The sequence below is a fragment of the Parasutterella muris genome, assembly GCF_943193095.1.
GTDB classification, from domain to species: Bacteria; Pseudomonadota; Gammaproteobacteria; order Burkholderiales; family Burkholderiaceae_F; genus Parasutterella; species Parasutterella muris.
On the sequence record NZ_CALPCV010000015.1, the window covers coordinates 1 to 26,936 of the forward strand.

20 protein-coding genes, 1 pseudogene and 1 CRISPR repeat array are annotated in these 26,936 nt (G+C 45.8%); of the genes and pseudogenes, 13 read left to right on the top strand and 8 right to left on the bottom strand.

Features of this window, described 5'->3' with window-relative positions; translation table 11 throughout:
* Positions 1-304, top strand: a 304-nt coding sequence (locus NFR90_RS06770; protein WP_251451659.1) for an FAD-binding protein, incomplete at its 5' end; no start/stop codon positions are given.
* Positions 305-392: 88 nt separating this feature from the next.
* On the opposite strand, the gene NFR90_RS06775 is transcribed toward NFR90_RS06770, so the two are convergent.
* Genes NFR90_RS06775 through NFR90_RS06785 form a run of 3 tightly spaced genes read right to left on the bottom strand, consistent with a single transcriptional unit; the run spans position 393 to position 4,346 of the window.
* Complete coding sequence (locus NFR90_RS06775) at positions 393-1,796, bottom strand: FAD-dependent oxidoreductase (RefSeq protein WP_251451661.1); 1,404 nt, start codon at positions 1,794-1,796, stop codon at positions 393-395.
* Positions 1,793-2,428, bottom strand: coding sequence for a response regulator transcription factor (locus NFR90_RS06780; protein WP_251451663.1), 636 nt, complete (start codon positions 2,426-2,428; stop codon positions 1,793-1,795). Before NFR90_RS06780 ends, NFR90_RS06775 begins: the two co-directional genes overlap by 4 nt.
* A gap of 7 nt (positions 2,429-2,435) precedes the next feature.
* Positions 2,436-4,346 (bottom strand): sensor histidine kinase, encoded by a 1,911-nt coding sequence (locus tag NFR90_RS06785; protein ID WP_251451665.1) that lies wholly within the window; start codon positions 4,344-4,346, stop codon positions 2,436-2,438.
* 110 nt (positions 4,347-4,456) lie between these two features.
* Here NFR90_RS06785 and aroD point away from each other — a divergent pair, with 110 nt between their 5' ends.
* From aroD to NFR90_RS06835, 10 genes and pseudogenes are all read left to right on the top strand, one after another.
* The gene (aroD, locus tag NFR90_RS06790; RefSeq protein ID WP_251451666.1) at positions 4,457-5,314 is read left to right on the top strand and encodes a type I 3-dehydroquinate dehydratase; all 858 of its coding nucleotides are present in this window, start codon (positions 4,457-4,459) and stop codon (positions 5,312-5,314) included.
* A 990-nt stretch (positions 5,315-6,304) separates the two neighbouring features.
* The gene (locus NFR90_RS06795) at positions 6,305-7,885 is read left to right on the top strand and encodes an FAD-dependent oxidoreductase (protein ID WP_251451667.1); all 1,581 of its coding nucleotides are present in this window, start codon (positions 6,305-6,307) and stop codon (positions 7,883-7,885) included.
* Between the two features lie 58 nt (positions 7,886-7,943).
* Positions 7,944-8,294 (top strand): cytochrome c3 family protein, encoded by a 351-nt coding sequence (locus tag NFR90_RS06800; RefSeq protein ID WP_251451668.1) that lies wholly within the window; start codon positions 7,944-7,946, stop codon positions 8,292-8,294.
* Between the two features lie 129 nt (positions 8,295-8,423).
* Positions 8,424-9,883, top strand: a pseudogene (locus NFR90_RS06805) (PhnD/SsuA/transferrin family substrate-binding protein).
* Between the two features lie 3 nt (positions 9,884-9,886).
* Positions 9,887-10,084 (top strand): ATP-binding protein, encoded by a 198-nt coding sequence (locus NFR90_RS06810; protein ID WP_251451669.1) that lies wholly within the window; start codon positions 9,887-9,889, stop codon positions 10,082-10,084.
* Positions 10,062-10,703, top strand: coding sequence for a response regulator transcription factor (locus tag NFR90_RS06815; RefSeq protein ID WP_251451670.1), 642 nt, complete (start codon positions 10,062-10,064; stop codon positions 10,701-10,703). Before NFR90_RS06810 ends, NFR90_RS06815 begins: the two co-directional genes overlap by 23 nt.
* A 149-nt stretch (positions 10,704-10,852) precedes the next feature.
* Positions 10,853-11,183: a CRISPR direct-repeat array (repeat unit 26 nt; unit sequence CCCTTATAAACCCTTCCAATAATGGG).
* 102 nt (positions 11,184-11,285) lie between these two features.
* Positions 11,286-12,410, top strand: a complete 1,125-nt coding sequence (cas1, locus tag NFR90_RS06820) for a CRISPR-associated endonuclease Cas1 (RefSeq protein WP_251451671.1) — start codon at positions 11,286-11,288, stop codon at positions 12,408-12,410.
* 124 nt (positions 12,411-12,534) lie between these two features.
* Positions 12,535-16,443: a type V CRISPR-associated protein Cas12c gene (gene cas12c / locus NFR90_RS06825; protein WP_251451673.1), complete on the top strand. Its 3,909-nt coding sequence runs from the start codon at positions 12,535-12,537 to the stop codon at positions 16,441-16,443.
* Between the two features lie 552 nt (positions 16,444-16,995).
* Positions 16,996-18,060 (top strand): class II fructose-bisphosphate aldolase, encoded by a 1,065-nt coding sequence (fba, locus tag NFR90_RS06830; RefSeq protein ID WP_251451675.1) that lies wholly within the window; start codon positions 16,996-16,998, stop codon positions 18,058-18,060.
* 48 nt (positions 18,061-18,108) lie between these two features.
* Positions 18,109-18,507, top strand: coding sequence for a diacylglycerol kinase (locus NFR90_RS06835; protein WP_251451677.1), 399 nt, complete (start codon positions 18,109-18,111; stop codon positions 18,505-18,507).
* Between the two features lie 79 nt (positions 18,508-18,586).
* On the opposite strand, the gene purB is transcribed toward NFR90_RS06835, so the two are convergent.
* From purB to NFR90_RS06860, 5 genes are all read right to left on the bottom strand, one after another.
* Positions 18,587-19,951: an adenylosuccinate lyase gene (gene purB / locus NFR90_RS06840; RefSeq protein ID WP_251451678.1), complete on the bottom strand. Its 1,365-nt coding sequence runs from the start codon at positions 19,949-19,951 to the stop codon at positions 18,587-18,589.
* A gap of 162 nt (positions 19,952-20,113) precedes the next feature.
* Positions 20,114-20,608: a TPM domain-containing protein gene (locus NFR90_RS06845; RefSeq protein ID WP_251451680.1), complete on the bottom strand. Its 495-nt coding sequence runs from the start codon at positions 20,606-20,608 to the stop codon at positions 20,114-20,116.
* A 2-nt stretch (positions 20,609-20,610) separates the two neighbouring features.
* Positions 20,611-21,612: a TPM domain-containing protein gene (locus tag NFR90_RS06850; protein WP_251451682.1), complete on the bottom strand. Its 1,002-nt coding sequence runs from the start codon at positions 21,610-21,612 to the stop codon at positions 20,611-20,613.
* Positions 21,581-22,201 carry a LemA family protein gene (locus NFR90_RS06855; RefSeq protein WP_251451684.1) on the bottom strand — a complete coding sequence of 207 codons (621 nt, stop codon included), beginning with the start codon at positions 22,199-22,201 and terminating at the stop codon, positions 21,581-21,583. Before NFR90_RS06855 ends, NFR90_RS06850 begins: the two co-directional genes overlap by 32 nt.
* A gap of 36 nt (positions 22,202-22,237) precedes the next feature.
* Positions 22,238-22,798, bottom strand: coding sequence for a nitroreductase family protein (locus tag NFR90_RS06860; RefSeq protein WP_251451686.1), 561 nt, complete (start codon positions 22,796-22,798; stop codon positions 22,238-22,240).
* 879 nt (positions 22,799-23,677) lie between these two features.
* On the opposite strand from NFR90_RS06860, the gene NFR90_RS06865 reads away from it, so the two are divergent.
* Positions 23,678-24,643 carry a LysR family transcriptional regulator gene (locus NFR90_RS06865; protein WP_251451689.1) on the top strand — a complete coding sequence of 322 codons (966 nt, stop codon included), beginning with the start codon at positions 23,678-23,680 and terminating at the stop codon, positions 24,641-24,643.
* An 84-nt stretch (positions 24,644-24,727) separates the two neighbouring features.
* Positions 24,728-26,935: a molybdopterin-containing oxidoreductase family protein gene (locus NFR90_RS06870; RefSeq protein ID WP_251451692.1), complete on the top strand. Its 2,208-nt coding sequence runs from the start codon at positions 24,728-24,730 to the stop codon at positions 26,933-26,935.
* Position 26,936: the final 1 nt, after the last annotated feature.

Genomic DNA, 26,936 nt, shown 5'->3' on the forward strand with positions numbered 1-26,936 from the left:
AAAAGCCAAGAAGGATGTTGACTTTAATCGGCCTGCTGAATATATGAAGAGCGAAATTTCTTCTCACGGTCCTTATTACATCGTAGAGCAGAAAGCTAGGTTTGCTACAACTATGGGCGGATTAGTCACTGACGGCAAACTCAATGTTGTGCGCCAAGACGGTAGTACTATTGGTAATCTATACGCCGCTGGTGAGTTGGTTGGGGGCACAATGGGAGATGACTCTCCTGCAGGAGCCAATGTCGGTTGGGCATTAACCAGCGGTAAATTTGCAGCTGACCGTATTGCTGACCAAATTAAATAATAACTATCCAGTTAGCTTAAAGGACCTTGTGAGATCCGCACAAGGTCTTTTAATTTCTCCTCTTGGAAACAAAATAAACAAAAAGAGGTTAGGACTGGGCTGCATTTTTACCGCTAATACGCCCCATGACTAAACAATTTGCCAGCGAACCTCCGCCGATTCTGTCTTTTCCGAAAATACCCCCGACAACTTCTCCGGCTGCAAATAAACCGCGAACCGGCTTGCTCTCCTTGTCCAGCGCTCGGGCCTTTTCATCGGTCGCTAGTCCGTCCAGACTCGTGTGGACATAAATCTTTTCTTTTCCCCAGTAGAAAGGTGGCTTTTCAATCTTTTGTGTAAATACCGTTTTCCCGAACTTATCCCTTCCAACTTCAACGGATTGGTTATATTCCTCTAAAGTTTTAAGAAGCCTTTGTTCTGGAATTCCCATCCCCTCCGCCACCTCTCGGATAGAAGAAGCTTTCTTAACAATTCCGCTCAGTAGTTTGACACCAAGGGTGGCGCCCTTCTTAGACTGAGTATCTGTTATGACTGTAAATTCAGGCTTCGGCCATTCTAAAAGGACTTCTACAATCTTATGCCACGGAAGATTTTCGTCGACAAATCTCTCTCCGTCTGCATTTAAATAAATATCGCCTCCCGCATAGTCGAGCACCCGGCCGCCCCAAAAAGGAACAATCTGATATCCATTCCCGTAAGTAAGTTTTAAACCTATTTTTTCTCCGATATCTAATGCGTCTCCGTCTGCACCATCCCAAGTATTTCCCCATGGATTAGCACTGGTTTTTAGATTGATTCCGAGACGACGATCATAAGCAACCCGGCGAAGAACATTAGCAGTCGAACCACCAGTTGCTAAAACTAAAGACTTTGTCCTAAAAGATCTATCTCCTTCTGGAGTACTTGCCAAAAGAGACCAGCCTTCTGCGTTTGGAATTAACGCTTGAAGTCGATGTTCAAGAAAAATCGGGATATTTTGGCGTATACGGGCATGGTTTAAGATCATGACATAACTTCTGCCGGCTGAATTTCCCGGCATTGCAAAACCCCTAGCGCGTAAGCCAGATTTAGCCTGAAACGGTTCTCCAAAAACTATGCCCTTCGCCTCCAACCAGTTCAATCCCTCTTCCGAATGGAGGGCGATTTGTTCCAAAATTTTGAGATTTCCAATTTCCCCGCCCAATTCATAGGCATCTTTGACGAAAAGATCGATGCTGTCTAGAAGACCCGAACTACGTCGCTGATCTTCTCGGATCATGGCAGAAATGGTCCCGCTGGAAAAAAGAGTGTGCCCTCCTATTAAAGGTCCTTTTTCCAAAATCAATACTTTTTCTGCACCATTTTCTTTTGCAGATAATGCTGCGCAGAGACCGGCCATTCCACTTCCGACAACGATAACATCCCATCCAGGTTCTTTCGAGAAGACTACAGGAAAGTATCCTAGTGAAGTGTAGAGAGGGAAGTAAGTAATTAAACTCCTTCTTGAAATCATGGGGCCTTCTCCTTGAAAACATCCCCTGGCACATTCTGCAGCCATTGATAAGCTTCCAAACGCGATCGCACTCCCAGTTTTCCGTATGCATTTGAACAATGCATTTTTACCGTTTCGTGTCCGATTCCCAGCTGATTACCAATTTCTCGGTTACTAGCCCCTTTGGCTGCAAGCACAATGACATCCTTTTCCCTATTCGTCAAAGAATTGAACATTTCTGCAAGCCTTTCCTCTTCTTTTGTCTTCCTCCAGTATTGTTGCGATCTTTCGCAAGCTTTGGAAACAGATTCTCGAAGTTTAAGAGGATCGCCTCGTTTTTCGAAAAAATCTACGGCTCCATATTTCAGGGTGTAAACGGCTGTTTCGATGTCTCCGTGACCTGTCAAAAAGATAATAGGTAACTTATTGCCTCGTACATAAAGCGCTCGCTGCAATTCAAGCCCCGTCATCCCAGGCATTCTAATGTCGAGCACAAGACAGCCTGGGACACGGGGATCGTCTTCTTTCAAAAAGCGAACCGGGTCAGCCCAATCTCTAACCTCGTACCCGCACATGGATAAAAAGAGCTTTTGGCTCTCTCTGAACGCGTCGTCATCATCAACTAAACGAACAAGCGGAGAAATTTCGGACATAGACTTTCTATCCTTCTATTTGAGCGGCCTGATTTTCCGACAAAATGTCGAATCTTAGTATTGCCTTTAATTTTTTATCGATTAATTGAAAACTTAAAGAAGCGCCGTGACGGTCGCAAATGCCGCGGCAAATGCTCAGCCCAATTCCAAGGCCAGTGGTTTTTGTAGAGACGGAATAACTCTTCTCGTTAATCATTTCCAGTTCAGACTGAGACATTTGAGGGGCAGGATTTTCGATCTCACACAAACATTGTTCTGCTTTTGTGTCTGTTGATATCTTAACGTGAATCGTGCTGAGGGCATCGTCAGATATATTATTCAATGCATCAACAGCGTTCCGAAGTAGGTTTAAGAAAAGAATTTGCAGCTCCAACGCGTTTCCTTTGATTGGGAGATTGCACACCGGCAGATCAAAAACAATTCGGTTTTCCAATTGTCTTCCACGCTCAGCAATCAAAGACCTTACAGACTTTTTAAGCAGTAGGGCTAAATCACAATCTTCTTGGCTCGAATAATTATTTTTGGCGTAACCCCTTACACGATCAATAATTTTTGAAATTGTTAAAATTTGCGCATCAATACCATCGAGAGCCTTTTGTTTCACATCTTGAGAAAAAGGCGTTTGGGATGTATCTTCCATCCTCAGAAGCGTCGCATAGGTTCTAATGCTCCCTAATGGAGAGCTGAGTTCGTGGGCAATCATTCCGCTCATCTGCTGCACAATGGAACGTTTCTCGTAGGCATTCAGGGCTTTTCTGACTTTTATTGCTTTAGCTTCAAAATTGTCTTTTTCCAGAAGTGCATTGGCAAGCATTGCCGTACGTCTTTTGATAAGAACGTTCAAACGAAGTTCATTCAATAGTAGGAATACGAATAACAGAAGTACAAACCAAACTGCTTCTTTATGCCGCTCGTACAATGCAGCCGGGGTAAAGTCCCGAAGATACCGGTATGGTCCTTCTCTCAGTCGCTCAAACAATTCCATAATTCGTCGATCAGTGACATTTGGAACCCAATGGCGACTTAAATTTCCATCGGCTTTATACAAAGCAATCATCAGGTCTTTAACTTCTTCGCGCGGCGTACCTTCCGCCGCCCACAGACTGATATCCGGGAATAAATCTGTGGAATGCCGGCAGTTAAGCGGAGAATCTTCTTTTTGATGAATAATTCGAATCAAGCCTTTCTTGATCAAACCTTGTTCTTCAAGGTTTTCTAAAAGACAAGCAGGAATAATTCCGACATCAGCTTTTTTGTTGAGCAATGCGCTTAGGACGTCAGGATACGCGTTATTACTGAAGGATATTTTCGAAAAAAAGTGCTCGTCGTCGTAATGATTCTTTTTTAACTCATTACGAACACTCAGCCAACTGTCGATTGCATTCGGAAGCCCGCTCTGTGCTGTTTTATTCCGAAGATCAGCAAGAGATACGAGGTCTTTCCTGTCATTCAGCACTGCGAGTGCTGCGCCTACAGATTGTTCAGGATCTCTGCTCTTGAGATTGATTCGAGTGGCAACTTTATAGGTATTTAATGCTGGAGAGCCGTCTATAGTGGCAAAAAAACCCGTCGGAGCCAAAATAAAATCTGGTTTATCTTTTCTCAAAGCGTCCAGACCGTCAGCAGCTGAAAATGTTACGGTTGCTATGCGATATGCAGGAAGACTTTTCCTGAGCTCAGAGAGCATTTCTTGAAGTTCGATAACGTCTTTTGGATTTACTAGAGTATCTGGGATGCCAATCGTAAAAGGAGGCTGTGTTTTTTCTATCGCAGCACCCGCGGCAATCGCTTGAACTCCAAAGAAATGATAGCAGAATAATCCAGCGACAAAAAACAGCTTGCTGACCACTCCCTTCTTTACCAATAAGGAAGCGACGATTCTGAAAAAAAACATTTGACGCAGAGGGAGCTCAATCATTTTTGTTTTTTCCACCCAGTCGGGGGTATCAGGAAAAATATTCTAATTTCAAAATATTGCTATACGAGATCAATCAATCTCAGTTTTAAATTCTATTAGGAGTTCATAAGATGCAAAAAGCCAAACTTTCCCTTATCGCAGCCACTCTTCTTCTTCCCGCATTCGCCCTGTCCGCCTATGCAGCAGATTTTGTACGTCCCATGCCTTCTCAGCCGATTCAAGCCGGTCCTACGTTACTGGGTGGTGAACAGCCCGTTATCTGCTCTCCCCTTGTAGGGAAAAATTTTGAAGACATCAAGACAGAAGCAAAAACGGTAAAAGCTCTGAATCCGGACATGGTTGAAGTTCGTGCCGATTATTGGGACTTCATAGAGGATACTGACAAAGCTATTGAAGCTCTCCAAGCGATTCGCAATATTATCGGTGATACACCAATTCTTCTGACCGTTCGCGTTGCGGAAGAAAGAGGTTTCAAAAAAGTTGATCAAAAATCGAAGTTTGCTTTTTACAAGAAAGCAGCTGCTCTCAAGCTTCCAAATTTAATTGACGTCGAACTGGTGTACGGAGCAGATACTATTAAAAATCTCAAGAAGGATTTAAATGGAGTCCCCGTTGTCGTGGCTTATCATGATTTAAAAGGTACTCCGAGCAGTGAAGAAATTGCTAACATTCTTAAAAAAGAAATTGATGCCGGCGGAGATGTTGCCAAAATCGTCGTGAAACCAAACTCTCAAGCTGATGTTCTTCGCTTCCTCAACGGAACGCTTGAATTTAGAACAAAGAACCCTGCTCATCCCGTTATTGCTTCAGCCAGCGGTCAGGAAGGAAGAATCACACGTTTAGCTGGGGGCCTCTTTGGTATTGATTTGACGTTTGCTTCAGGTGTTAAAGGTTCGAATCCCTGGCAGATGCCAGTTCAGACAGTACAAGAGATTAACAAGGTCATCTATCCTGTCACAAAGAAGTAATTTTTTCCTCCGGAATATCGAGTATCAAGTTAGATTAACACGACGTGGAGACGCTCTGGCTCAACGGTCGGAGCGTTTTCCTGTGCTTGGTCTGGGAAGGTCCTATAGGGTACATGTCCCGAACCCGTCTGCAGTGGGCAACGGTTAGCGATACGCAAGGTGTGCGCTGTGATGTGTAGGCTGCGAAGCGGATAGCAAATCTCTGAGCTACAGGAAGCGTCTCAGGCAGACGGAGAAGGTGAGGCTGGGGGTGCTTAAGCCTAGAGTCTAGTCCATTGAAGGAATATCTGGACGTAAACTCGAAAGCAGTATGGGGTGAAAGAGCCTGCACTTACTCGGGGAGGCCCACTAGGCCGACCGGGTAGTAACAACGAATGACAAGGAGCAGAAATTACATAGTACCCAAGAGCAGGAGAAAGGCCATGGAATATGTGAAGGATGAAGACATGTGCTTTGTTGACCTTTAGTTAAGAAAATTCTTTGAGATGCTCAACTACAGCAAACTCATCTGCTCTTATCTGAAAAGGACGCCATAATGGACCTCCCTGAGTATCTCTCGAGCGATGCTTTAAATCAAATATCTTCGAAACGGACTAACCTTGGTGAAGTGTTTCATTTTCGTAGAGACTGGAAAGAAGTAAGGTTTCAGCTGGAGGCTCACTAGACTGCAGAGTGCGGAAAACTCGCTATTGTTCAAAAAAATACATTAGTTGTTATTCTGCATAACGGCTCAAAAATATAAGTTTCGGAGAGAACGGCTTTGATCAGTTTTGAGTAGGCAACGGCAGAAATCTTAATAAGCAGTTTGTTTATTTCCGACTCCATATTCATGAGGGGCTTGTGCTAAGAAAGGACGAACTTATCCTAGGTTCGGAAGAAGCAGAAAAAAGTGTATTCCTTTTGATAAAAATCAAATTACTCGAGCAGTTCTAAGGCAGAGAATTCATTTGAAACAACAATGAATCCACTCATGACCAAGGAGCAAACAAAATGACTACATCTCGTCGTTCTTTCCTCAAAGCTTCTGCCTTTGCATCATTAGGAGGAGCGCTCGGCGCTACCTCTTCAGTTCATGCAGCCGATGAAGCGACACTCAAACTTCCCTCGAAATGGGATGCTGAAACTGAAGTTCTGGTTGCCGGATCAGGTATCGCAGGTATGTCAGCTGCGATTTCCGCTATGGATAAAAATGCCAAGGTTTTGGTTCTGGAAAAAGGTAAAAATTATGGCGGCTGCGCGATCATTAATGGCGGCATTATCGCTCTGGGCGGCGGCACTCGCACGCAAAAAGAACACGGCGTGGAGGATTCGCCCGAGCTCTTGTACAAGAAGCTGACAAACCCGCTTCACCACGAGTACCGTAAAAACACTCCCGAACTTATTGCGAAATACTCTACATGGTGTCCGGGAACACAGGTTTGGCTTGAGGAGCACGGTGTCCGCTTCCTTTCGACATTCACAAAACCCGGTAAATACGACTCTCAGCACCATGAGTCTTACCATCACATTTGGTGGAGCGACAGCGGCGACGGCGGAAGAAAGCCTCAGCCGAGCGGCGGTTTCATGACTGGCCGCGGCATCATGATGCCGTTCTACCAATATTTCACAGGAAAAGGTGGCCAGATTCTGTTAGAGCACAAACTTCTCGACGTATATGTTTCTCCTGAAGGCGCGGTAATCGGAGCTAAAGTTCAGAAGCCTGACGGCGGAATCATGAATATCAAGGCTTCCAAAGGAGTTGTTCTTGCAGGCGGTTCTTGGAAGGCCAATCCTGAACTTCGTCGTTTGACGGATCCGAGATTCACAGAAAATATGATTTCCACCGGTTATCCGTTTGTTGCGCCGGACGGTAGTGCCATTCTTGCAGGTGTACGCGCCGGCGGTATGCTTGTTGGCGATCGCTGTGAAGACACTCCGCATCTGAGAAGAAAATTTGGTACGGCTCACTATGGCTTCCCGAAAGGCAGCAAATACGGCGCTCCGGGTCTTGGCATCTCGGGTCCGCGCTGGGCAGAAGTTATTTTCACCAACAAGAGCGGCGACCGTTTTGTGAAGGAAGTCGATAAGGCAAATCTCGGCGGCTACTCTTTCTACGATGTCGCTCTGGCTCAGCCTGATCAATTCCTCTGGACAGTCTTTGACGATGCCACTGCCAAGAAATATCACTGGGATACCAAGGCTCCGACATGTGAAGAGAACTATGCGTTTACAGCGAATAGTCTTGCCGAACTTGCGAAGCTGACCAATCAGCCCAACCTTGAAAAGACAGTTGCTCGCTACAACACGTTCGTTGACGCAAAGAAAGATGGCGATTTCGACAAGCCTGCAGAAAGTCTGACGAAAAAGATCGAAACCGGTCCCTTCCATGCGGTACGTCTCGTACTCTGCGTGCATAACCTTACAGGCGGTCTTGCGATCAATGATAATGCCCAGGTTCTTGGTCAGGATATGAAACCGATCAAAGGCCTTTATGCAGCAGGCGAAAGCGCCGGCGGTCTTTATGTGGGCAACGGCATGCCTCGTGCCATCATGCCGGGCCGCTGGGCCGGTGAACACGCAGCCGGAAATTAAACGTCTTTAGAAAGCAAACAGCCCGGCGGCAGCGCTGCCGGGCGCAAATGAAACAGCCATGAAATATTTTGCAGTTATGATTCTTCTTGCCTGCTCAGTTTTTTCAGCTCAAGCGGCAGAAGAGATGATGAAAAAAGAGCAGTGCTTGGCTTGCCATGGTCCGACGTTCGATGACCTGATCAAGAAAAACGTTCAAGCCAACTCTGACAGCGGTCCCGTCAATCCCCATGTGTGGATTCCTCATGCAGGAGGTCCGGACAAGAACGCGACAGAGTGTATTGATTGTCATGCGCAGCACTCAATGCCTCCAAAGCCCGGCTACAAAGATGAATCGGCATCTCTTGAGCCTTGTTACGCATGCCATCATAATTACCAGCTGAAGAAGTGCTCTTCTTGTCACGGCGGTTAAACTAAAGTGAAGATGCTGCGGAAAATTCTTATCCTCCTACTCTTGATTCCCATCGTCGGCTTCTCCGAGTCTTCTGAGAAGCCGATCACTATTGGTCTGATACATTTCTCCGCGCCCCTTAGCAACGATATGGACTTTTCTCCGAGTCTGAAGCATCTTCAAAAAGTCTTCGCGCCGAGGAAAGTTATTGCGAAGGTCTACAGCTCCGCCGATCTGGAGAATGCGGTTAAAGAGGGGAAGATCGATTTCTTCTACGCAAGTTCCGGATTTTTCTATCGAATGCTGAGGTTTGGTGCCCGTGACATTGCGACGGTGGTCACAAACGAGAAGCCGGAGCCTAACTTCGGGACAGCAGGCGCATTCATCACGAGAAGGGACAGAACCGATATTAAGACTCTGGAAGATATGCGCGGCAAAACCTTCGCGGCCAATTATGAATCGGCCTTTCACGGGTATCGGATTGGCATAGCGGAGTTGGTGAAACACGGCTACGACCCGAAGAAATTTTTTCGTCGACGCATTTTGTCGGAGAGTCAGCGCATAAACTGCTGGACGAAGTTATTTCGGGCCGGGCGGAAGTTGCCTTCATCAGGGCCTGCTGGCTTGAAGAACACGAGTACCAAAACATTGCAGTGTTCGACAAAATCAAAGTTGTAGCGCCCAGACCTGGAAAGATTGCTTGTCTGCACTCTACGAGCGCATACCCCAACAACACTTTCGCTGCGACATTCAGCGTTAAGTCTGAATTGGCCCGCCAGGTCGCGGTTGCATTACTTTCCATGAAACCGGGACCGACCGGTCAGCATTGGTCAATAGCGACAGACTTTAAACCGGTGGACGAATTGTACAAATCTCTTCGCGTAGGGCCCTATGAATATCTGAATCAATGGTCGGCAAAGCGCGTTCTGAAAGAGTTTTGGCCGATCTTTGCCATTATTATCCTTGGCGTTTTAGGTTTGATTGTCCACAGCTGGCGCGCTCAAAAGCTTATCGATCGCGCAACGAAGCGGCTTTTAGCGGCGGAAAGGACGAGACGAGAGGTAGAAAAACGCGCACAGGAGCTGACCGCCAAGATGGAAACAGAGCAGAAATTGAATCTGGTTGCTCAGCTTTCGTCGATGTTTGCTCACGAAATGAATCAGCCGCTTGCTGCCTGCAAGTATTTTGTGGACGGATTAAAAACGCTGCTTAGAAACAAAACCGCTATCAGCGATTCGGTGCTTCTTTACAGCGTCAGCAATATGGACAAGGAGTTAGGCAGAGCCTCGTCAATTGTTAATAAGGTTCGCGAGTACTCCAAACAGACGGCATCCCGGGATTCAAAAGTGGATATTTCTTCGATCCTTCATGAAATCTGCCAAACATTGACAGTTAAATTCCCTGAGGCGACTCTCCATACTCCTGACATTGAAGAGAGCGTATTTATCGAGGCTGATGCGGTTGAAATTGAGATCCTAGTTTGGAACTTAGTGAAGAATGCGCTCGAAGAGTGTTCTGCGGTTAAAGGGGCTACGGACATTCGACTGAAAACCGCCGGAGAGACGGCTTGTCTGACAGTCTCAAATGAAGGGCGAAAGATGTCTGAATAAGACGTGAAAAATTTATCTCTTAATGTCTTAAAGAGTGATAAGCGCGAAGGTCTGGGATTGGGACTGAAAGTGGTTCATTCAATTCTTGAAGCAATGAACGGCACGATTGATTTTCGAGCGAATGACAATGGCGGTTTGACTGTCAAAGTTTGCTTTGGCTTATGGAAAGAGGAAAGCGATGGCAACGGAAGACAAGATTAAATCTCGTTTCCTGGTACGAATTGTTGACGATGATCCCGGCGTTCTCACGGGGCTGCAGTTTCTTCTGACTTGTTTAGGATGGAAGTCGGTCGGGTACTCGAGCGCCGCTGAGTTTTTAGAGAAGGACAACCGCGATATTGCCGGTGTCGTTTTATTGGATATTCGTATGCCGGGGATGTCGGGGCTTACTCTTCAGCAGAAGCTGATTGAGGAAGCCTGTAAGCTTCAAATTGTGATTATCACAGGACATGCCGACGTAGATACGGCGGTACGAACATTGAAGCGAGGCGCATTTGATTTTTTAACGAAGCCGGTGACCTCTGAAAAACTTGAAGCTGTTCTAGACGAGTGTGCAAGGAAATATCTGGCAAAGGAGTCCGGACTTTCAGCTCGGGAGCTGATTGAGATATTTAATGAGCTCAGTGTCCGAGAGAAAGACATTTTGAATCTTGTTGTCAAAGGGCTCACTAGTCGTCAGATTGCGGAACGGCTAGGTCTTTCAGAGCGGACCGTGCAGGGACATCGATTAAATCTTTCGAAAAAATTTAATGTTCACAGCAAGAGTGAACTGCTGGCTTGTTTAGGTGTCATTGAAAAGGCGCTATCGCCGGGAAACTGAAAGAGCCTTCATCACAGAAAGCTTGAGGAAGAGCGTCTCCGGAGTCCGGAGACGCTGCAATGATGGTCATATACGATAAATTAGGGACGCAGAAGACCGATCCTTCCCGGATCAACAATGGACGTCTAGAAAGCAGGTCTTCTTTACTTTCCTTATAAACCCTTCCAATAATGGGTCTTCCTCTTCTGCTACTTCCCTTATAAACCCTTCCAATAATGGGAACGCTGGCCTCGGAGATCCTTATAAACCCTTCCAATAATGGGCGCAATGTCGTTATCAACCCTTATAAACCCTTCCAATAATGGGCGTAATAAGAGCAGCGATCCTTATAAACCCTTCCAATAATGGGTTCTCTGTTTGCATATGTTCCTTATAAACCCTTCCAATAATGGGTCGGCACTCCAGATATAACCTTATAAACCCTTCCAATAATGGGGCACGGAATTGGATGGTAACCTTATAAACCCTTCCAATAATGGGAGACTAGCAAATATCTATTTGAAAGTCAATTATAAAAGTATAATAAATTTGTTTAATATGTGATTAAACTTGATAGAAAATATATTAAAAAGTTAAATAAATATGGACCAGGGAAATCAAACAATCGAAAATCAAACAATCAATTGCGATCAGCATCCGGATTTTCTTTGGACATGGAAATCAAACAAGCGAGGAAGCCGAGTTAGCGTTTGGTTGCCGTATTTTTCACAAGCGAAGAAAATCCCAAGAAGTAAAAAATGGTCCGTGGCATATAACGGGGGATCGATCGAGTTTGACTTAAAAGAGACGGATCTCATCATGTTTTACGGCGCAACAGGTGAACTGCCGCTTGAGTTTCTAGATGATGCTTCTAAAAATGGAGTCATGATCCTCATCCATAGACGAAATGTGTTGCAACCTTATGTTTTTTATCCTTCAGTTATAGGTGATGAGGAAGATATCCTCACAAAACAGATTCAATTTAGAACGAATGAAAGAAAAAGACTTTATATCGCAAAGACTCTTATTAAGAAAAGACTTGAGAATATGGGTTCAACGATACCGATCTCTGCGCCACTATTAAGACAGTTATCGGCGGCCAAAAGTATCGATGAGGTTAGAGCAATCGAAGCAAATACAACGGCGAGGTATTGGAATAAGTGGTATGAAAATCTGAATATCGAAACCACCAGACGGAAGGATCATCCAATTAACAGTGCACTAGACGCCGGTTCTAAGTTTATCTACGGAGTGATACTCCGCTGGCTTGTATTTCATCGATTTTCGCCAAATCACGGCTTCATGCATCAGCCAACATCTTATCCTTCTTTAGTTTATGACTTGATGGAACCTTTTCGATACATGATTGAGAACGTTTGTTCAGCGGCATGGAAAAGAGGAGAAAGGGAGAACTCTAAAATAGTTGCACTTTCACTGAGCTTTTTAAAAGAGGAGCTAGACAAACCCTGTTATGTTCCCGCAACAAGACAATATGTCAGAAAGAAAAACCTTCTTCATGGAGCCGTCTTGGCATTAAGGTCATATCTAATTGGCGATATGAGAAAGCTTGTTTTTCCTTCAGAGGGAGTACCCAATGGCGGTCGACCGATAAAGGCGTCCTACAAATTACCTGGCAGTATGTATGATGTAGGAAGGAAGCCTCCGGAAATTAAACAAAAAGACGAAATTTGCTTCGATGAAGTTTCGCAGGAGGAAAGTGAGGAATGAGAATTTGGAAGGCGCCGCCCATTCCTCAATCGGCGTCCCGGCACCAAGGTATGGATAAAGAATCAACTTCATCCTGAGGAAGTCGGGAGTTTCTGAAATTTATTCTAAGAAAAAAGGGGAAAAAATGCAAACAAAGAAAACACACCTTCATCTAATTTCAGCCAAGGCATCAAGAAAATATCGAAGAACGATTGCATGCTTATCTGATACAGCAAAAAAAGATCTGGAACGACGTAAGCAGTCGGGAGCGGCTGATCCCGCTCAGGAACTCAGTTGCTTGAAAACAATTAAATTTAAGTTAGAGGTTCCTGAAGGGTCGATGCTGCCGTCTTTTGACAGAATTTCGCAAATTTACAATGCCCTCGAGACAATAGAGAAGGGCTCCCTGTCATATCTTCTTTTTGCGTTAATTCTCTCTGGATTCAGAATTTTTCCAAACTCGTCTGCAGCAAAGACGTTTGCAAGCTCCTCTTGTTATAAAAACGATCAATTTGCATCCCAGATAAAAGAAATTTTCGGGGAAATGGTGAAAAATTTTATTCCTTCGGAACTTGAGAGTATTCTCAAAAAAGGCCGCAGAAAAAACAATAAAGATTGGACAGAGGAGAATATTAAGAGAGTCCTGAATAGCGAATTTGGTAGGAAAAATTCGGAAGGGTCTTCGGCCTTGTTTGATTCCTTTTTAAGCAAATTTTCACAAGAATTGTTCCGGAAATTTGATTCATGGAACGAGGTCAATAAGAAATATCTGGAGGCTGCGGAATTGCTGGATAGCATGCTCGCCTCATACGGACCATTTGATTCCGTTTGCAAGATGATTGGAGACTCTGATTCTAGAAACTCGTTGCCAGACAAAAGTACGATTGCTTTTACAAACAATGCTGAGATCACAGTAGACATCGAATCATCAGTAATGCCCTATATGGCAATTGCGGCTTTGTTAAGAGAATACCGTCAAAGCAAATCAAAAGCAGCACCGGTTGCGTATGTTCAAAGCCACTTAACAACGACGAATGGCAATGGCTTGTCATGGTTCTTTAAATTCGGCCTCGATCTCATCAGAAAGGCTCCGGTATCTTCAAAACAATCAACTTCAGATGGCTCGAAGTCTCTTCAAGAGCTATTTTCTGTGCCGGACGATAAATTAGATGGGCTAAAGTTTATTAAGGAGGCTTGTGAAGCCCTTCCAGAAGCTTCTTTGCTTTGTGGAGAAAAAGGAGAACTGCTGGGGTATCAAGACTTCAGAACTTCTTTTGCCGGTCATATAGACAGTTGGGTTGCTAACTACGTAAATCGCCTTTTTGAGCTCATAGAATTAGTAAATCAATTACCGGAGTCAATTAAGCTTCCTTCAATACTTACGCAGAAGAATCATAATCTTGTTGCATCCCTGGGACTTCAGGAAGCAGAAGTTAGCCATTCGTTGGAGCTGTTTGAAGGTCTTGTTAAAAATGTTCGTCAAACTTTAAAAAAATTGGCAGGCATAGACATCTCGAGTTCTCCGAATGAACAAGATATAAAAGAGTTCTATGCATTTTCAGATGTGCTTAATCGGCTGGGTTCAATCCGAAATCAAATTGAAAATGCTGTTCAAACAGCCAAGAAGGATAAAATTGACCTTGAGTCGGCAATAGAGTGGAAAGAGTGGAAAAAGTTAAAAAAACTCCCGAAATTAAATGGTCTTGGCGGAGGAGTTCCAAAACAACAGGAATTACTTGATAAAGCGCTGGAGAGCGTAAAACAGATAAGACATTACCAACGGATCGATTTCGAGAGAGTAATCCAGTGGGCGGTAAACGAACATTGCCTGGAAACGGTTCCTAAATTTTTGGTTGATGCCGAAAAAAAGAAGATTAATAAAGAATCTTCTACGGATTTTGCTGCAAAAGAAAATGCGGTTCGCTTCCTACTTGAGGGGATCGGAGCAGCTGCTAGGGGAAAAACTGACTCTGTAAGCAAAGCTGCTTACAATTGGTTTGTTGTAAATAATTTCCTCGCCAAGAAAGACCTGAATCGCTATTTCATTAATTGTCAAGGATGTATTTATAAACCACCTTACTCGAAACGTAGGAGTTTGGCGTTTGCTTTAAGAAGCGACAATAAAGACACGATTGAAGTTGTTTGGGAAAAATTTGAGACTTTCTATAAAGAAATTTCAAAAGAAATAGAGAAATTCAATATTTTTAGCCAGGAATTCCAAACATTTCTTCACTTAGAAAATCTGCGTATGAAACTTCTTTTGAGAAGAATACAAAAGCCGATACCAGCGGAGATAGCGTTTTTTTCTCTTCCACAGGAGTACTATGACTCCCTTCCTCCTAACGTAGCATTTCTTGCTTTGAATCAGGAAATTACACCCTCGGAGTATATAACCCAATTTAATCTATATTCGAGTTTCCTGAACGGTAATCTTATTCTGCTGCGAAGAAGCAGGTCTTATCTGCGAGCTAAATTTAGTTGGGTGGGTAATAGTAAACTTATCTATGCGGCAAAAGAAGCTAGATTATGGAAAATTCCCAATGCATATTGGAAATCGGACGAATGGAAGATGATCCTAGATTCTAATGTGCTGGTGTTTGATAAAGCCGGCAATGTTCTTCCGGCACCGACCCTGAAAAAGGTGTGTGAACGTGAAGGTGATCTGAGGCTTTTCTACCCACTTTTAAGACAACTCCCCCATGATTGGTGCTACAGAAATCCCTTTGTGAAGAGCGTGGGCAGAGAAAAAAACGTCATTGAAGTTAACAAAGAAGGGGAACCTAAAGTTGCTTCGGCTTTACCGGGATCTTTGTTCCGACTGATAGGTCCTGCACCTTTTAAATCTCTGCTGGATGATTGTTTCTTTAATCCTTTAGATAAGGACCTACGGGAATGCATGCTTATTGTCGATCAGGAAATAAGCCAGAAGGTAGAAGCTCAGAAAGTGGAGGCCTCATTGGAATCATGTACTTATTCAATCGCAGTCCCGATTAGATACCACTTAGAGGAACCGAAGGTATCCAATCAATTTGAAAATGTTTTGGCTATTGATCAGGGAGAAGCCGGACTTGCATATGCGGTGTTCTCTCTTAAGAGTATTGGTGAAGCGGAAACCAAGCCAATTGCGGTCGGTACAATCAGAATTCCGTCCATTAGGCGATTGATTCATTCTGTCTCGACTTACAGAAAAAAGAAGCAGCGACTGCAAAACTTTAAGCAAAATTACGATTCAACAGCCTTCATTATGCGTGAGAACGTGACAGGAGATGTATGCGCAAAGATTGTTGGTTTAATGAAGGAATTCAATGCGTTTCCAGTTCTGGAATATGACGTTAAAAATTTAGAGTCCGGAAGCAGACAGCTGTCAGCAGTCTATAAGGCTGTGAACTCCCACTTCTTGTACTTTAAGGAGCCTGGCAGAGATGCATTAAGAAAGCAGCTTTGGTACGGCGGAGATTCTTGGACTATTGACGGAATTGAGATTGTGACAAGGGAGAGGAAAGAGGACGGAAAAGAAGGGGTGGAAAAGATTGTTCCGCTGAAAGTTTTCCCCGGGCGTTCCGTTTCTGCTCGATTCACGAGCAAGACCTGTTCCTGCTGCGGGAGGAATGTTTTTGATTGGCTCTTCACTGAAAAGAAAGCGAAGACAAATAAGAAGTTTAATGTAAACAGTAAAGGAGAACTTACGACTGCTGACGGCGTCATTCAGCTGTTTGAAGCAGATCGATCCAAAGGTCCTAAGTTTTATGCGAGAAGAAAGGAGAGGACGCCCCTAACAAAGCCAATAGCAAAGGGCTCTTACTCTCTGGAAGAGATTGAAAGGCGTGTGCGCACAAATCTAAGAAGAGCCCCTAAATCCAAGCAATCGAGAGATACGAGTCAGAGTCAATATTTTTGCGTTTATAAAGATTGTGCGCTTCATTTTTCCGGCATGCAGGCAGACGAAAACGCTGCAATTAATATTGGGCGCCGGTTCCTTACTGCATTGAGAAAAAATCGCAGGAGTGATTTTCCTTCGAACGTAAAGATATCTGACAGATTGTTAGATAATTAAGGTGAGGGGCTAAATACAATAATATGACTGTATTTAGCCCCTAATTTATTTAGTAACTGTAGGGATTATGAGTTTTAGCCTTATAAACCCTTCCAATAATGGGTTGCGATTTGGCTTTTCTCCTTATAAACCCTTCCAATAATGGGGTTAACGATCATTTGGTCCCTTATAAACCCTTCCAATAATGGGCCGGCACTTCTATCTGGAACCTTATAAACCCTTCCAATAATGGAGAATAGCAAATATCATATTGATTGTCAATAAAAAATTAGAAAGTTTGATGCTAAATTGAAGAATAAATTAATTGGAAAAATGGATTAAAACACTACAAAGCATGAAGTTGAGGATTCGGCTATTTTCAGCCGAGAGCGTAGAGGTAAATTCTATCGCTGAGACGATTGACAATAAGAGTGTAGTTTAAGTTTCTCTCTAAAGGGAAAAGTGACAATTCTTCGGCTGCAAGAGACAAAAAGGATTGTCCTCATTGATTTACTTTAGGTAAAATTACCAGATTAGGGTTCTGTTGGACTCTTCTAACTTTCGGAGAAAAAAATGGCTCTTGTGTCGTTGCGTCAACTTCTTGACCACGCAGCAGAAAATAACTACGGTATTCCCGCCTTTAACGTCAATAACCTCGAGCAGGTTCAGGCCATTATGCAGGCCGCAAACGAGGTCAATGCTCCTGTCATCATGCAGGCTTCAGCAGGCGCTCGTAAGTACGCAGGAGAACGATTCCTTGAACACCTGATCAAGGCCGCTATTGAATCCTATCCGCATATTCCTGTTTGTATGCATCAGGACCATGGTCAGAGCCCGGCTGTGTGCCAGGGCGCAGTCGATCTTGGATTCTCTTCTGTCATGATGGACGGCTCCCTCATGAGCGACGGAAAGACAATTTCGACTTTCGAATACAACGTGAACGTGACAAAGGAAGTTGTCGGCTTTGCGCACAAAGTCGGCGTTTCTGTTGAAGGCGAACTGGGTTGCCTCGGTTCTCTCGAAACCATGAAGGGCGACAAGGAAGACGGACACGGCACTGACGCTGAAATGACTCGTGATCAGCTTTTAACGGATCCGGATCAGGCTGCAGAATTCGTCAAAGAAACACAGGTTGACGCTTTGGCGATTGCGATCGGTACAAGTCACGGCGCATACAAGTTCACACGCAAGCCGACAGGCGATATCCTCTCGATTCAGCGTGTAAAAGAAATTCATGCGCGTATTCCGAACACACATCTCGTGATGCACGGTTCTTCCTCTGTTCCTCAGGAATACCTGGAAGAAATCCGCAAATACGGCGGTCAGTTCCGCACAACATACGGCGTGCCTGTTAAAGAAATCGTCGAAGCGATTAAGTATGGTGTTCGCAAGGTTAATATCGACACCGACATTCGTTTGGCGATGACTGCCGCAATTCGCAAGTACTTCGTAGAAAATCCTGAAGCCTTTGACCCGAGAGCTTATCTCAAGGCCGCTAAACAGGCTTCTGTTGAGATGTGCAAGTCCAGATATCTTGCTTTCGGATGCGAAGGACAGGCTTCCAAGATCAGCCCGCTGCCGCTTCCGGAAATGGCTCGTCTCTATAGCGAAGGCGTTCTGGCACAGAAGGTTAAGTAATCCTGATTCGAACAGACCGCTTCGGCGGTCTTTTTTAACTATTGATCAATGACAAAACCGCAACCGAAAGACGCCTCCGAACTTAAAGGCAAAACCGGACTCAGACGTTTAATTAACGCGACGCGCTATTCTGCTCAGGGCTTTAAAGCAGCTTGGAAAACCGAGGACGCTTTTCGTCAGGAATCCGTCTTAGCTGTCATTCTGATTCCGGTCGCAGTGCTTTTGCCGGTTTCTCTGGTTTACAAGCTTCTGCTGATCGGCTCCGTTATTCTTGTTTTGATTGTGGAAGTACTCAATTCCGCGATTGAGGCGGTGGTGGATCGTTTCGGAGGAGAGATTCATCCGCTCTCCGGCAAAGCCAAAGACTTGGGAAGCGCCGCGGTGCTTCTTGCGCTAACACTTGCCATTATTACTTGGGGCAGCATTCTTGCGGATGCTTTTCTCTAGAAGTCTCTAAATTTAAAGCATTAAAAAATTAAAACCGCCGTGCGTTTGGAACGTCCGGCGGTTTTTTCTGTAAAGACGATTAGATGTCTTTAGCGAGCTGCTCAGCGATACCGATGTAGTCGTGCGGTGTCAGCTTCTGCAGAGATTCTTTCGCATCAGCCGGAATTTCAAGCTGGGCGACAAACGCGTGCAGAGTTTCCGGTGTAATGCCTTTTCCGCGTGTCAGCGCTTTGAGCTGTTCGTAGGGATGCGGAACACCATAGCGGCGCATCACGGTCTGAATCGCTTCAGCCAGAACTTCCCAAGAGTTATCCAGATCCGCGGAGATCGCTTCTTCGTTCAGACGCAGCTTATTGAGGCCGCGCATTAACGAGGTGTAGCCGACGATGCTGTAGCCAAAAGCAACGCCTAAATTGCGAAGGACTGTTGAATCAGTGAGGTCACGCTGCCAGCGGGAGATCGGCAGTTTCTGGGAGAGGAATGTAAAGAAGGCGTCTGCCATTCCGAGGTTGCCTTCGGAGTTTTCGAAATCAATCGGGTTGACTTTGTGCGGCATGGTTGAAGAGCCGACTTCGCCTTCCTTGAGCTGCTGCTTGAAGTAGTTCAGAGAGATGTAGCCCCAAACGTCGCGATCCAAGTCAATGAGAATCGTGTTGGCACGTGTGATCGCATTGAAGAGCTGAGCCATGTAGTCATGCGGTTCAATCTGGATAGTGTAGGGATTGAACGTGAGGTGCAGACGGTTTTCAATGACGTTGCGGGAGAAAGCGGGCCAATCACGATCCGGATAAGCTATTGTGTGGGCGTTGTAGTTGCCGACGGCACCGTTCATCTTCGCGAGAAGCTTGACAGACTCAATAACCTGAACCGCGTTTTCAAGACGAGCGACGAAGTTGGCCATTTCCTTACCGACAGTGGTAGGAGAAGCGTGCTGGCCGTGTGTACGGGAGAGCATGGAGACGCCCGCCCATTCGTGCGCAAATTCTTTGAGCTTATTGATGATGGTCTGCAGGTGGGAGCAGAGCAGCTCGCGTCCTGCGGAGAGCATTAAAGCGTGAGAGGTGTTGTTGATGTCTTCGGAAGTGCAGCCGAAATGAACGAACTCGCTTGCGGCAGCGAGATGTTCGTTGATTTCCATTTTGCTCTTGATCCAGTATTCAACAGCCTTGACATCATGGTTGGTTGTTGCTTCGATGGACTTGATGGCTTTGCAGTCTTCGACGGAGAAACTGGAAACCAGACCGCGCAGATAGAGTTTGTCCTCTTCGGAGAGATCTTTAAGTTCGGGAAGATTGAACTCGGCAAGTGCGATGAGCCATTCGACTTCGACGGTGACTCGAGCACGCATAAATGCGAATTCGGAGAAGATATCGCGCAGGGCTTCAGTTTGGCGTCCGTAGCGGCCGTCAAGTGGGGAAACAGCGGTTAAGGCAGACAATTCCATGATGATTACTTTTAAAGTAAAAAAATTGGGAGCCCATATTTTATCAGTCATCGCTATTGCACTTGCCGACCTCGGTTACAGAACAGCCGTTTTATGAATCAGAAGATTTATTTAGACGCTAAATAAAAAATCCCGCGGTGAAAACCGCGGGAAGAAGGATGATTAAAGGATAACCGGATCGTTGGGTACCGGATTCTCAACGGGCTTATTGGGAAACGCCGGTGCGAGCAGTTTGGTGAGTTCCCTGAACGCGTCGCAAACGCCGCTTTCGAACTGACCCTTGGAGAAGCTTTCTTCGATTCTCTTTACGATTCCGTCCAAATCGCTTTGTTTGACGATGCGGGCAGCCGCTCGGTCCAGATAAATCTCAATCGCGCGATCACTGAGATTGAGATAAATCAGAACGCCGTTGTTTTCTTCTGTGTCCCAGACGCCGTACTGACCGAAAAGCTCCTTTGCACGGTCAGCGTCCGTGATGTTTCTTCTCAGATCCTTAGAAGGAATGCTGCGCTCGATAATCAGGCGGAATTCCGCGCTGGTCTGAGTTTCGCATTCTTCAATGCAGCGGGACACTGCGTCCAAAGAGGACTGAGGAAAGGCCATAGTCACTGGGATCGGTGACATGACCCAATGTTTAAGTATTCTTCCGACTGACATTTTTACCAACTCCCGCTTGCGCCGCCGCCAGCGGAGTCTCCGCCGCCTCCGGAGCCGGCGCCGCCGCCCATACCGCCGATTCCGCCTCCGTCACCAAAGCCTCCGCCGAAGCCGCCGCCACCGCCGAAGCCTCCGAAACCGCCTCCGCTGTTTCGTCCTCGATAGCGGCGATCCTGAGAGTACATCCGGGCAGTGCGTCTGGCGCCCGCCTCAAGGACTGCGGTCGGGATGCTCATGGCGATGATGACCACCGCGATCGCAATGATGATGCCTGCGGTGAGCGACTGCATGATGAAGGCAGAGAGTCCGCCGACTGCCAAACCCGCGATTGGTGCGGATTTACGTCCCATCAGCTCTCTTAACATCATGGTGATCACAAAGCCGATGAAAATCACCGCCACCCACGGCTGATCCCAAAGGGCCTCATCCGGATCGTAGATGTTCCAGTTGCCCTCGTCAGAAGATTTTGCGTCCGGCGCCGGCAGGTTGCCCGCCTCAATGCGCGCAAAGATTCTATTGAGGCCCTGATTGATGCCCTGATAGTAATTATTGGTTTTGAAGGCCGGGAGGACCGCTTCGTTGAGGATGCGGGAAGCGGTGACGTCCGGGATGATGCCTTCTAAGGCGCGCATCACGTCGATGCGGACTCTGTGATCATTAACAGCGACGACAAAGAGCAGTCCGTCGCCGACATTTTTACGCCCGAGCTTCCACTGATCTCCGACTCTGTGCGCGTAGTCTTCAATCGGTTCTCCGTTTGTGGAGGGGACGATGATGACCGCGATCTGAGAGCCGACTTTGGATTCAAAGGAAGCGAGCTTCGCTTCGAGCGAGCGTTTCTGCTCCGGTGTCAGGATATTTGCCGTGTCAGTGACATAGGCGACATCCGGTACCGGAAGCAGATCGGCCGCGTTTGCTTCGCAGAAAAGCGCTGCGATGCTGACGATCAAAGCGGCTAGGAAATTAAGCCATTTACTTGGCCGGAGCAGGAGCAGTTGTTCCACCGAAGTCCACCTTTGGAGGAGTTGTGATAGCGGCTTCATCAGCTACCGTGTACTGAGCCTTAGGTTTGTAGCCGAGGATCCAGACCCAGACCATCTGCGGGAACTGACGGATATAAGTGTTGTGTTCCTGAACTGTCTTAATGTAGCGGTTGCGCGCAATCGCGATGCGGTTCTCGCATCCTTCAAGCTGAACTCTCAGCTCTTGGAAGGCTGCGTTGCTCTTGAGTTCGGGGTAGCGTTCTACCGTGACGAGCAAACGGGAGAGCGCGCTGCTTAATTCGCCCTGAGCCTGCGTGAATTTCTTGAACGCTTCGGGATTTTCCATCAGTTCCGGAGTCGCCTGAATGGATGTGGCCTTTGCTCTGGCGTTGATGACGTCTGTCAGGGTGGATTTCTCGAAATCCGCTTCGCCCTTGACTGAGTTCACAACGTTAGGAATCAGGTCATTGCGGCGCTGGTACTGATTCAGCACTTCGCTCCATGCCGCTTTAGTGGATTCGTCGAGCGTTTGGATTTCGTTGTATCCGCAGCCCGTCAGCATGGTGGCAGTCATAAACATGCCCACGACTAACATGAAAAATCGTTTCATAGAAGGCACCTCGTGTCTAAAGGTCTGATTAAAAGTTTAAGAAAAATAGGTCAGCAGCTGCTCGATCGGTTCCCTAGGCTGGGGACTCGGAGCGTCTTTTTTAGGTGTACCGAGCATGATCCAGCAGGCGATGACTTCGTCTTTTTTGCAGAAGGCTTTAACCGCATCCGGGTATTTGGTGCTGGAGCCGCTCACGATCTTGCCGCCGAATCCTTTGATTTCCAGCGCGGAAAGAAAATTAGAAACCGCGGCGCCAACGCTCATCCACTGTTCGTATTCCGGGACACGGGCGTTGTCGGTGCTGATTTTTGCGATAGCCGCGACGACAGCGGGCGCTTTAGTCGCTTTGCTGCGTGCTTTTGCGGCTTCTTCGGCATCTGCGCCCATGGAAAGCTCACCGCTTTCGAAGAAGTCCGCGAGCTTGGCGCGGTTTTCTATGATGACGAAACGCACCGGATGCAGTCTGCAGTGATCCGGTGCGGCAGAGGCCCACAGGGCGGCCTCTTCATAATCCTTTGCTGTGGGTACGGGTTCTGTTAGAAACTTTGCGCCCACGGAGTGCCGTGAGGCAAGCCTCTGAATGATTGAGCTAGGCATTTTGCATTTTTCCAAATAATCGGGACTAACTTTAAGCTTTGCCGTTAATCATAATGGTTTTCACTTATTAAGGCGGCAGCCGAGCTCAAATCGGATGTTTTATAACGTCCTGCTCTTTGTCTGAACGGTGAGAAATACTTCTTGGGAACAAAGAGCAGAAGTGACAGCCGTAGGTATCCTCCTCCGCAGGTAAGTAATACTTTGAAGAAAATTTCGCTCAGGACATTTTTCCATGAGTCAAAGACAGGAGGAAAAACAAAAGCTCATGCAGAGGGAACCTCTTCTAAACAGGCTTGTCGACGTGCGACAAGCTCAAGACTTAAATGTCTCTGGGCGTTTATCGTGTTTGATGTGATCAGAGGTCAAGCAGAAAAGTAAAGGAGTTAAGAGAATCACGTAGGGAGTAGTTCGAAAGAAGTTGTTTAAGGTTTGCTGTAATTGGCGGTGGTGCGTCAAATTAATATAACCGAATTGAGTATACGAACGATCTATTGTTGGCAAAAGCGAGTTGAGCATCAAGTATCAGGTGTTTATTGGGACTATTCTAAATTTGGCTTTCTGGCTCACTTCTGAAGTATTTTTTCTGCTTTCGGAGATCTTAATTAACGAACAAATGCAACATCTACATTCTTTTTCAAAAAGATAAAAATAAAAATTTGTTCAGATAATTTTAGAATGGTAAATTCGGATAAATACCTATCGTTATAATTTCTTTCCAAGCAAAATTGTTTTTGTAACATATTGATTCAAAGCAATTTTCATAAATTAAAAATATATTTTTTCGTAAAAATCAATTTTAAAAAGTTTGATTAATGTCAAATTTAGAAGAGCCTCAATTCATATAATGAAATCAGACTTCAACCCCAAAGTCCGAACAAAATGACAATTAATCAACTGACATATCAGCTCTGCAAGATATTTCTTGCGGTGTTTAAGCTAAAAAGTGCTAGTCAGGCCGCGACTGAGCTAGGTATTAGCAATTCCGCCATTAGCCGTGCTCTCACTTCCCTTCGTGAAATGTATGATGATCCTTTGTTCATCCGTACACAGAGCGGCTTTTGTCCGACACAAAAAGCGGTTGAAATTTCACAGACTATGGTCGAGATCATTCATCTCTTTCGTAAGCTCGATAAGCAGCACTCTAAATTCGATCCCTTCACGTCCGAAGGTGCTTTTGAGCTTAGAGTTTATGATGAATTCTCTTTCCCGACCCTTAAAGTTATCAATGAAAGGATTCGACCAAGAGCGCCAAAAATGCGTTTTAATATTCGAATCCTATCCCATAACTGCATTCCCGAGCTCATTAACGGCAAGGTTGACTTTGCGGTGGTTTATGAAGGGTTCGGTGATCCGAGACTGAATTATGAATGCTTTGCGGAAACCAGCGATATTTATCTTTTTGCAAGGAAGGGTCACCCGCTTTTTGAACAAAAAAAGTTCTCAATTAACGATATTTCAGAATACCCGCTTCTAGAAATCGATAACTACAGCGACGTGACTTGTCCGCTTCTGGTGGGCGTTTGTGAAGAGAAGGGGCTGAAGATGCAGGTTGCGCACTACACAGAAAGTCTGGCTGCAGCTTTCCGCATGCTAATGGCGACAGATTCTGTTGCCGTAGTTTGTAATCAATTTACACGGCAGTATTCAAAATTGGTGCCCGGTATCTCTTACATGACACTTCCAAGGCAGGTGATCAGACGAATAAAAAAAATTCGCAGTGCAGAGCGTCCTATCGGGAATTACATCGTTTATGGGAATACTAATCAGTTCCCGGCTTTTGATTGGGTAAAACAGGAACTGAAAGCAGGATTAGGCGAAGAGTGGCAGAAAGCCCTCTCTGAATAACAGAACAATCTTTTTTACTTTGACAGATCCGGAGCTATCTCGGGAAAAGATATTTTTCACCCTAGATTTTAAGGAGTCATGTATATGACCAAGCTTACTCGAAGATATTTCCTTCAGGGTTTAGGCGCATCGGCGGCCCTTGGAACTCTGACGGGGCTTGCTCCAAAAAATGTATTTGCTATGAATAGTTATGGCGCAAATACCCCGCTTATGGCAAAAAGAGCAGGCACAATTAAATACAGTAGCTGTCTCAGAAACTGTGCAGACAGATGCTTGATGAAATTCAGTGTTCAAAACGGACGCATGACTTATGTCAGAGGTGCTGACGAACAATATAAAACCGGTTCGTGCCCGTGCGTTAAAGGGCTGACTTACGTTGAATACACGTATGCTCCGGACCGAATTCTTCATCCGATGGTGAGAGTGGGCGAAAAAGGTTCGCATAAGTGGAAGAGAATCACGTGGGATGAAGCTTGGGACATTCTCATCAAGAAAACCCATGAAGTAGTCGAACAGTATGGGGCCGAAGCAATTCTTCCGTATTCTTATTCCGGTAACTACGGCGCAATCGGTATGCGCGGTGCCGATCGCTTCTTTAATCGTATCGGTTCATCGATCCTTGACCGTTTGGTTTGTACAGAAGCCGGCGTTTGGGGATATGGCAGCGTCCAGGGAACTACCGATGGGCCGGATCCGGAAACCATAGCGAATTGTGATTGCTACGTTTCATGGGGCTTCAATGAAACAGTTTCCAATGTTCACGGAATCAAACTGATTAACGAGGCGAGAGATAAGGGAGCAAAGGTTCTTGCGGTTAATCCCAACAGAACGCCTATTTGTTCCCAGGCTGACGTCTATCTGCAGCCCAAGCCCTCAACTGATGCTTGGGTGGCAACCGGAGTCATGAAGTACTTGATCGCAAATGACATGCTCGATCATGACTTCCTTAAAAACTGCTGTATTGGCGCAGATCAGGCAATAGCCAAGGTTAACTCAGTCGATTGGAAAGACATCGAAAGAGTCACAGGTCTGACACAGAAGCAAATCGAGGAGTTTGCAGATGTGTACGGACGTGCTGAGAGAATTATCATTCGAGCCGGATACGGTATGCAGCGCAATTACAACGGTGCCCGTATGACTAGAGCAATCGGCATCCTTCAGGCAATGAGAGGAATGTTTGACAAGCCCTCGTGCGGCATTATCTACGATAACGTCCGCCCGATTACCGGTATGAATCTAAATCTGGGCCGGGGAAATTATTTGCGCAAGGGACAACAGCAGCATGTCAATATGACCGATCTGGATACGGCGCTTAGGGCAGAGAATCCGACAACGGAGAATCGTCCGATTAAACCGATTCACATGCTGGTTATTTACAACGGCAACCCGGTTGCTGTTTCTCCGAATGTTAATGCGGTCATAGAAAACCTTAAGAGAAAGGATCTTTTTGTGGTCGGTTTCGACATGATCATGACAGATTCTCTCGAATACTGTGATCTCATCCTCCCGGCTTCAACACAGTTTGAAACGGATGACATTATCGGCGACTACCACTCTTGGTATGTCCAAATCTGCGAAAAGGTCATTGAACCGCTTGGTGAATCTAAACCGAACTGGGATTTCTTTGCCGAATGGGGCAGAAGAATGGACTTTACAGAGCAGGCCTTTAAAGATACACCCAAAGATATCATTCGACAGTTCCTTCAGACTGATACACCGTGGTATCAGGGAATAACGCTTGAGCGTCTGGAAAAAGAGAAGTTCATTCATTTGGACATGCCGGAAAGTGTTCCGGTTCGCTCCGGTGGTAAAGCCGAAACAGAATCCGGAAAGATTGAGCTTTATTCTGAGCTGATGAAGCGTTCAGGTTTTGATCCGGTGATTGATTTGACGCTTTGCGAAGAAGAAATGCCTGAAGAAGAAAAGAATCTGCCGTTCAGACTTCTTTCTCCGGGAATACCGCAGAGAGTCAATTCGTCTTTCTACAACGTGAAGTACATCCGCGCTTACAACGCCTATGAATGTGAAATCAACCCGGAAGATGCGAAACGCTTAGGCATCCGTATGGGAGATAAAGTTCGTCTGAACAATCAGCGAGGGGAAGCGTTCTTTGTTGCACGCGTTACGACCCGAGTTGCACCCGGGGTGGTGAGAACAGCGAAATGCAACTGGAGAAGTACGAACCCGTACGGTAATCAAACAAATACAAATTCTCTGACAACAGCAAAGTTAACGGATATGGGCGGCTGCTCCGCATACCACTCAACCCGCGTAAATCTCAGCAAGGCATAGG

What these genes read in the sequence shown, in the direction of transcription:
- NFR90_RS06775 (WP_251451661.1), bottom strand. Translation starts at nt 1,796, where the DNA reads ATGATTTCAAGAAGGAGTTTAATTACTTACTTCCCTCTCTACACTTCA.
- NFR90_RS06780 (WP_251451663.1), bottom strand. Translation starts at nt 2,428, where the DNA reads ATGTCCGAAATTTCTCCGCTTGTTCGTTTAGTTGATGATGACGACGCG.
- NFR90_RS06785 (WP_251451665.1), bottom strand. Translation starts at nt 4,346, where the DNA reads ATGATTGAGCTCCCTCTGCGTCAAATGTTTTTTTTCAGAATCGTCGCT.
- aroD (WP_251451666.1), top strand. Translation starts at nt 4,457, where the DNA reads ATGCAAAAAGCCAAACTTTCCCTTATCGCAGCCACTCTTCTTCTTCCC.
- NFR90_RS06795 (WP_251451667.1), top strand. Translation starts at nt 6,305, where the DNA reads ATGACTACATCTCGTCGTTCTTTCCTCAAAGCTTCTGCCTTTGCATCA.
- NFR90_RS06800 (WP_251451668.1), top strand. Translation starts at nt 7,944, where the DNA reads ATGAAATATTTTGCAGTTATGATTCTTCTTGCCTGCTCAGTTTTTTCA.
- NFR90_RS06815 (WP_251451670.1), top strand. Translation starts at nt 10,062, where the DNA reads ATGGCAACGGAAGACAAGATTAAATCTCGTTTCCTGGTACGAATTGTT.
- cas1 (WP_251451671.1), top strand. Translation starts at nt 11,286, where the DNA reads ATGGACCAGGGAAATCAAACAATCGAAAATCAAACAATCAATTGCGAT.
- cas12c (WP_251451673.1), top strand. Translation starts at nt 12,535, where the DNA reads ATGCAAACAAAGAAAACACACCTTCATCTAATTTCAGCCAAGGCATCA.
- fba (WP_251451675.1), top strand. Translation starts at nt 16,996, where the DNA reads ATGGCTCTTGTGTCGTTGCGTCAACTTCTTGACCACGCAGCAGAAAAT.
- NFR90_RS06835 (WP_251451677.1), top strand. Translation starts at nt 18,109, where the DNA reads ATGACAAAACCGCAACCGAAAGACGCCTCCGAACTTAAAGGCAAAACC.
- purB (WP_251451678.1), bottom strand. Translation starts at nt 19,951, where the DNA reads ATGGAATTGTCTGCCTTAACCGCTGTTTCCCCACTTGACGGCCGCTAC.
- NFR90_RS06845 (WP_251451680.1), bottom strand. Translation starts at nt 20,608, where the DNA reads ATGTCAGTCGGAAGAATACTTAAACATTGGGTCATGTCACCGATCCCA.
- NFR90_RS06855 (WP_251451684.1), bottom strand. Translation starts at nt 22,201, where the DNA reads ATGAAACGATTTTTCATGTTAGTCGTGGGCATGTTTATGACTGCCACC.
- NFR90_RS06860 (WP_251451686.1), bottom strand. Translation starts at nt 22,798, where the DNA reads ATGCCTAGCTCAATCATTCAGAGGCTTGCCTCACGGCACTCCGTGGGC.
- NFR90_RS06865 (WP_251451689.1), top strand. Translation starts at nt 23,678, where the DNA reads ATGACAATTAATCAACTGACATATCAGCTCTGCAAGATATTTCTTGCG.
- NFR90_RS06870 (WP_251451692.1), top strand. Translation starts at nt 24,728, where the DNA reads ATGACCAAGCTTACTCGAAGATATTTCCTTCAGGGTTTAGGCGCATCG.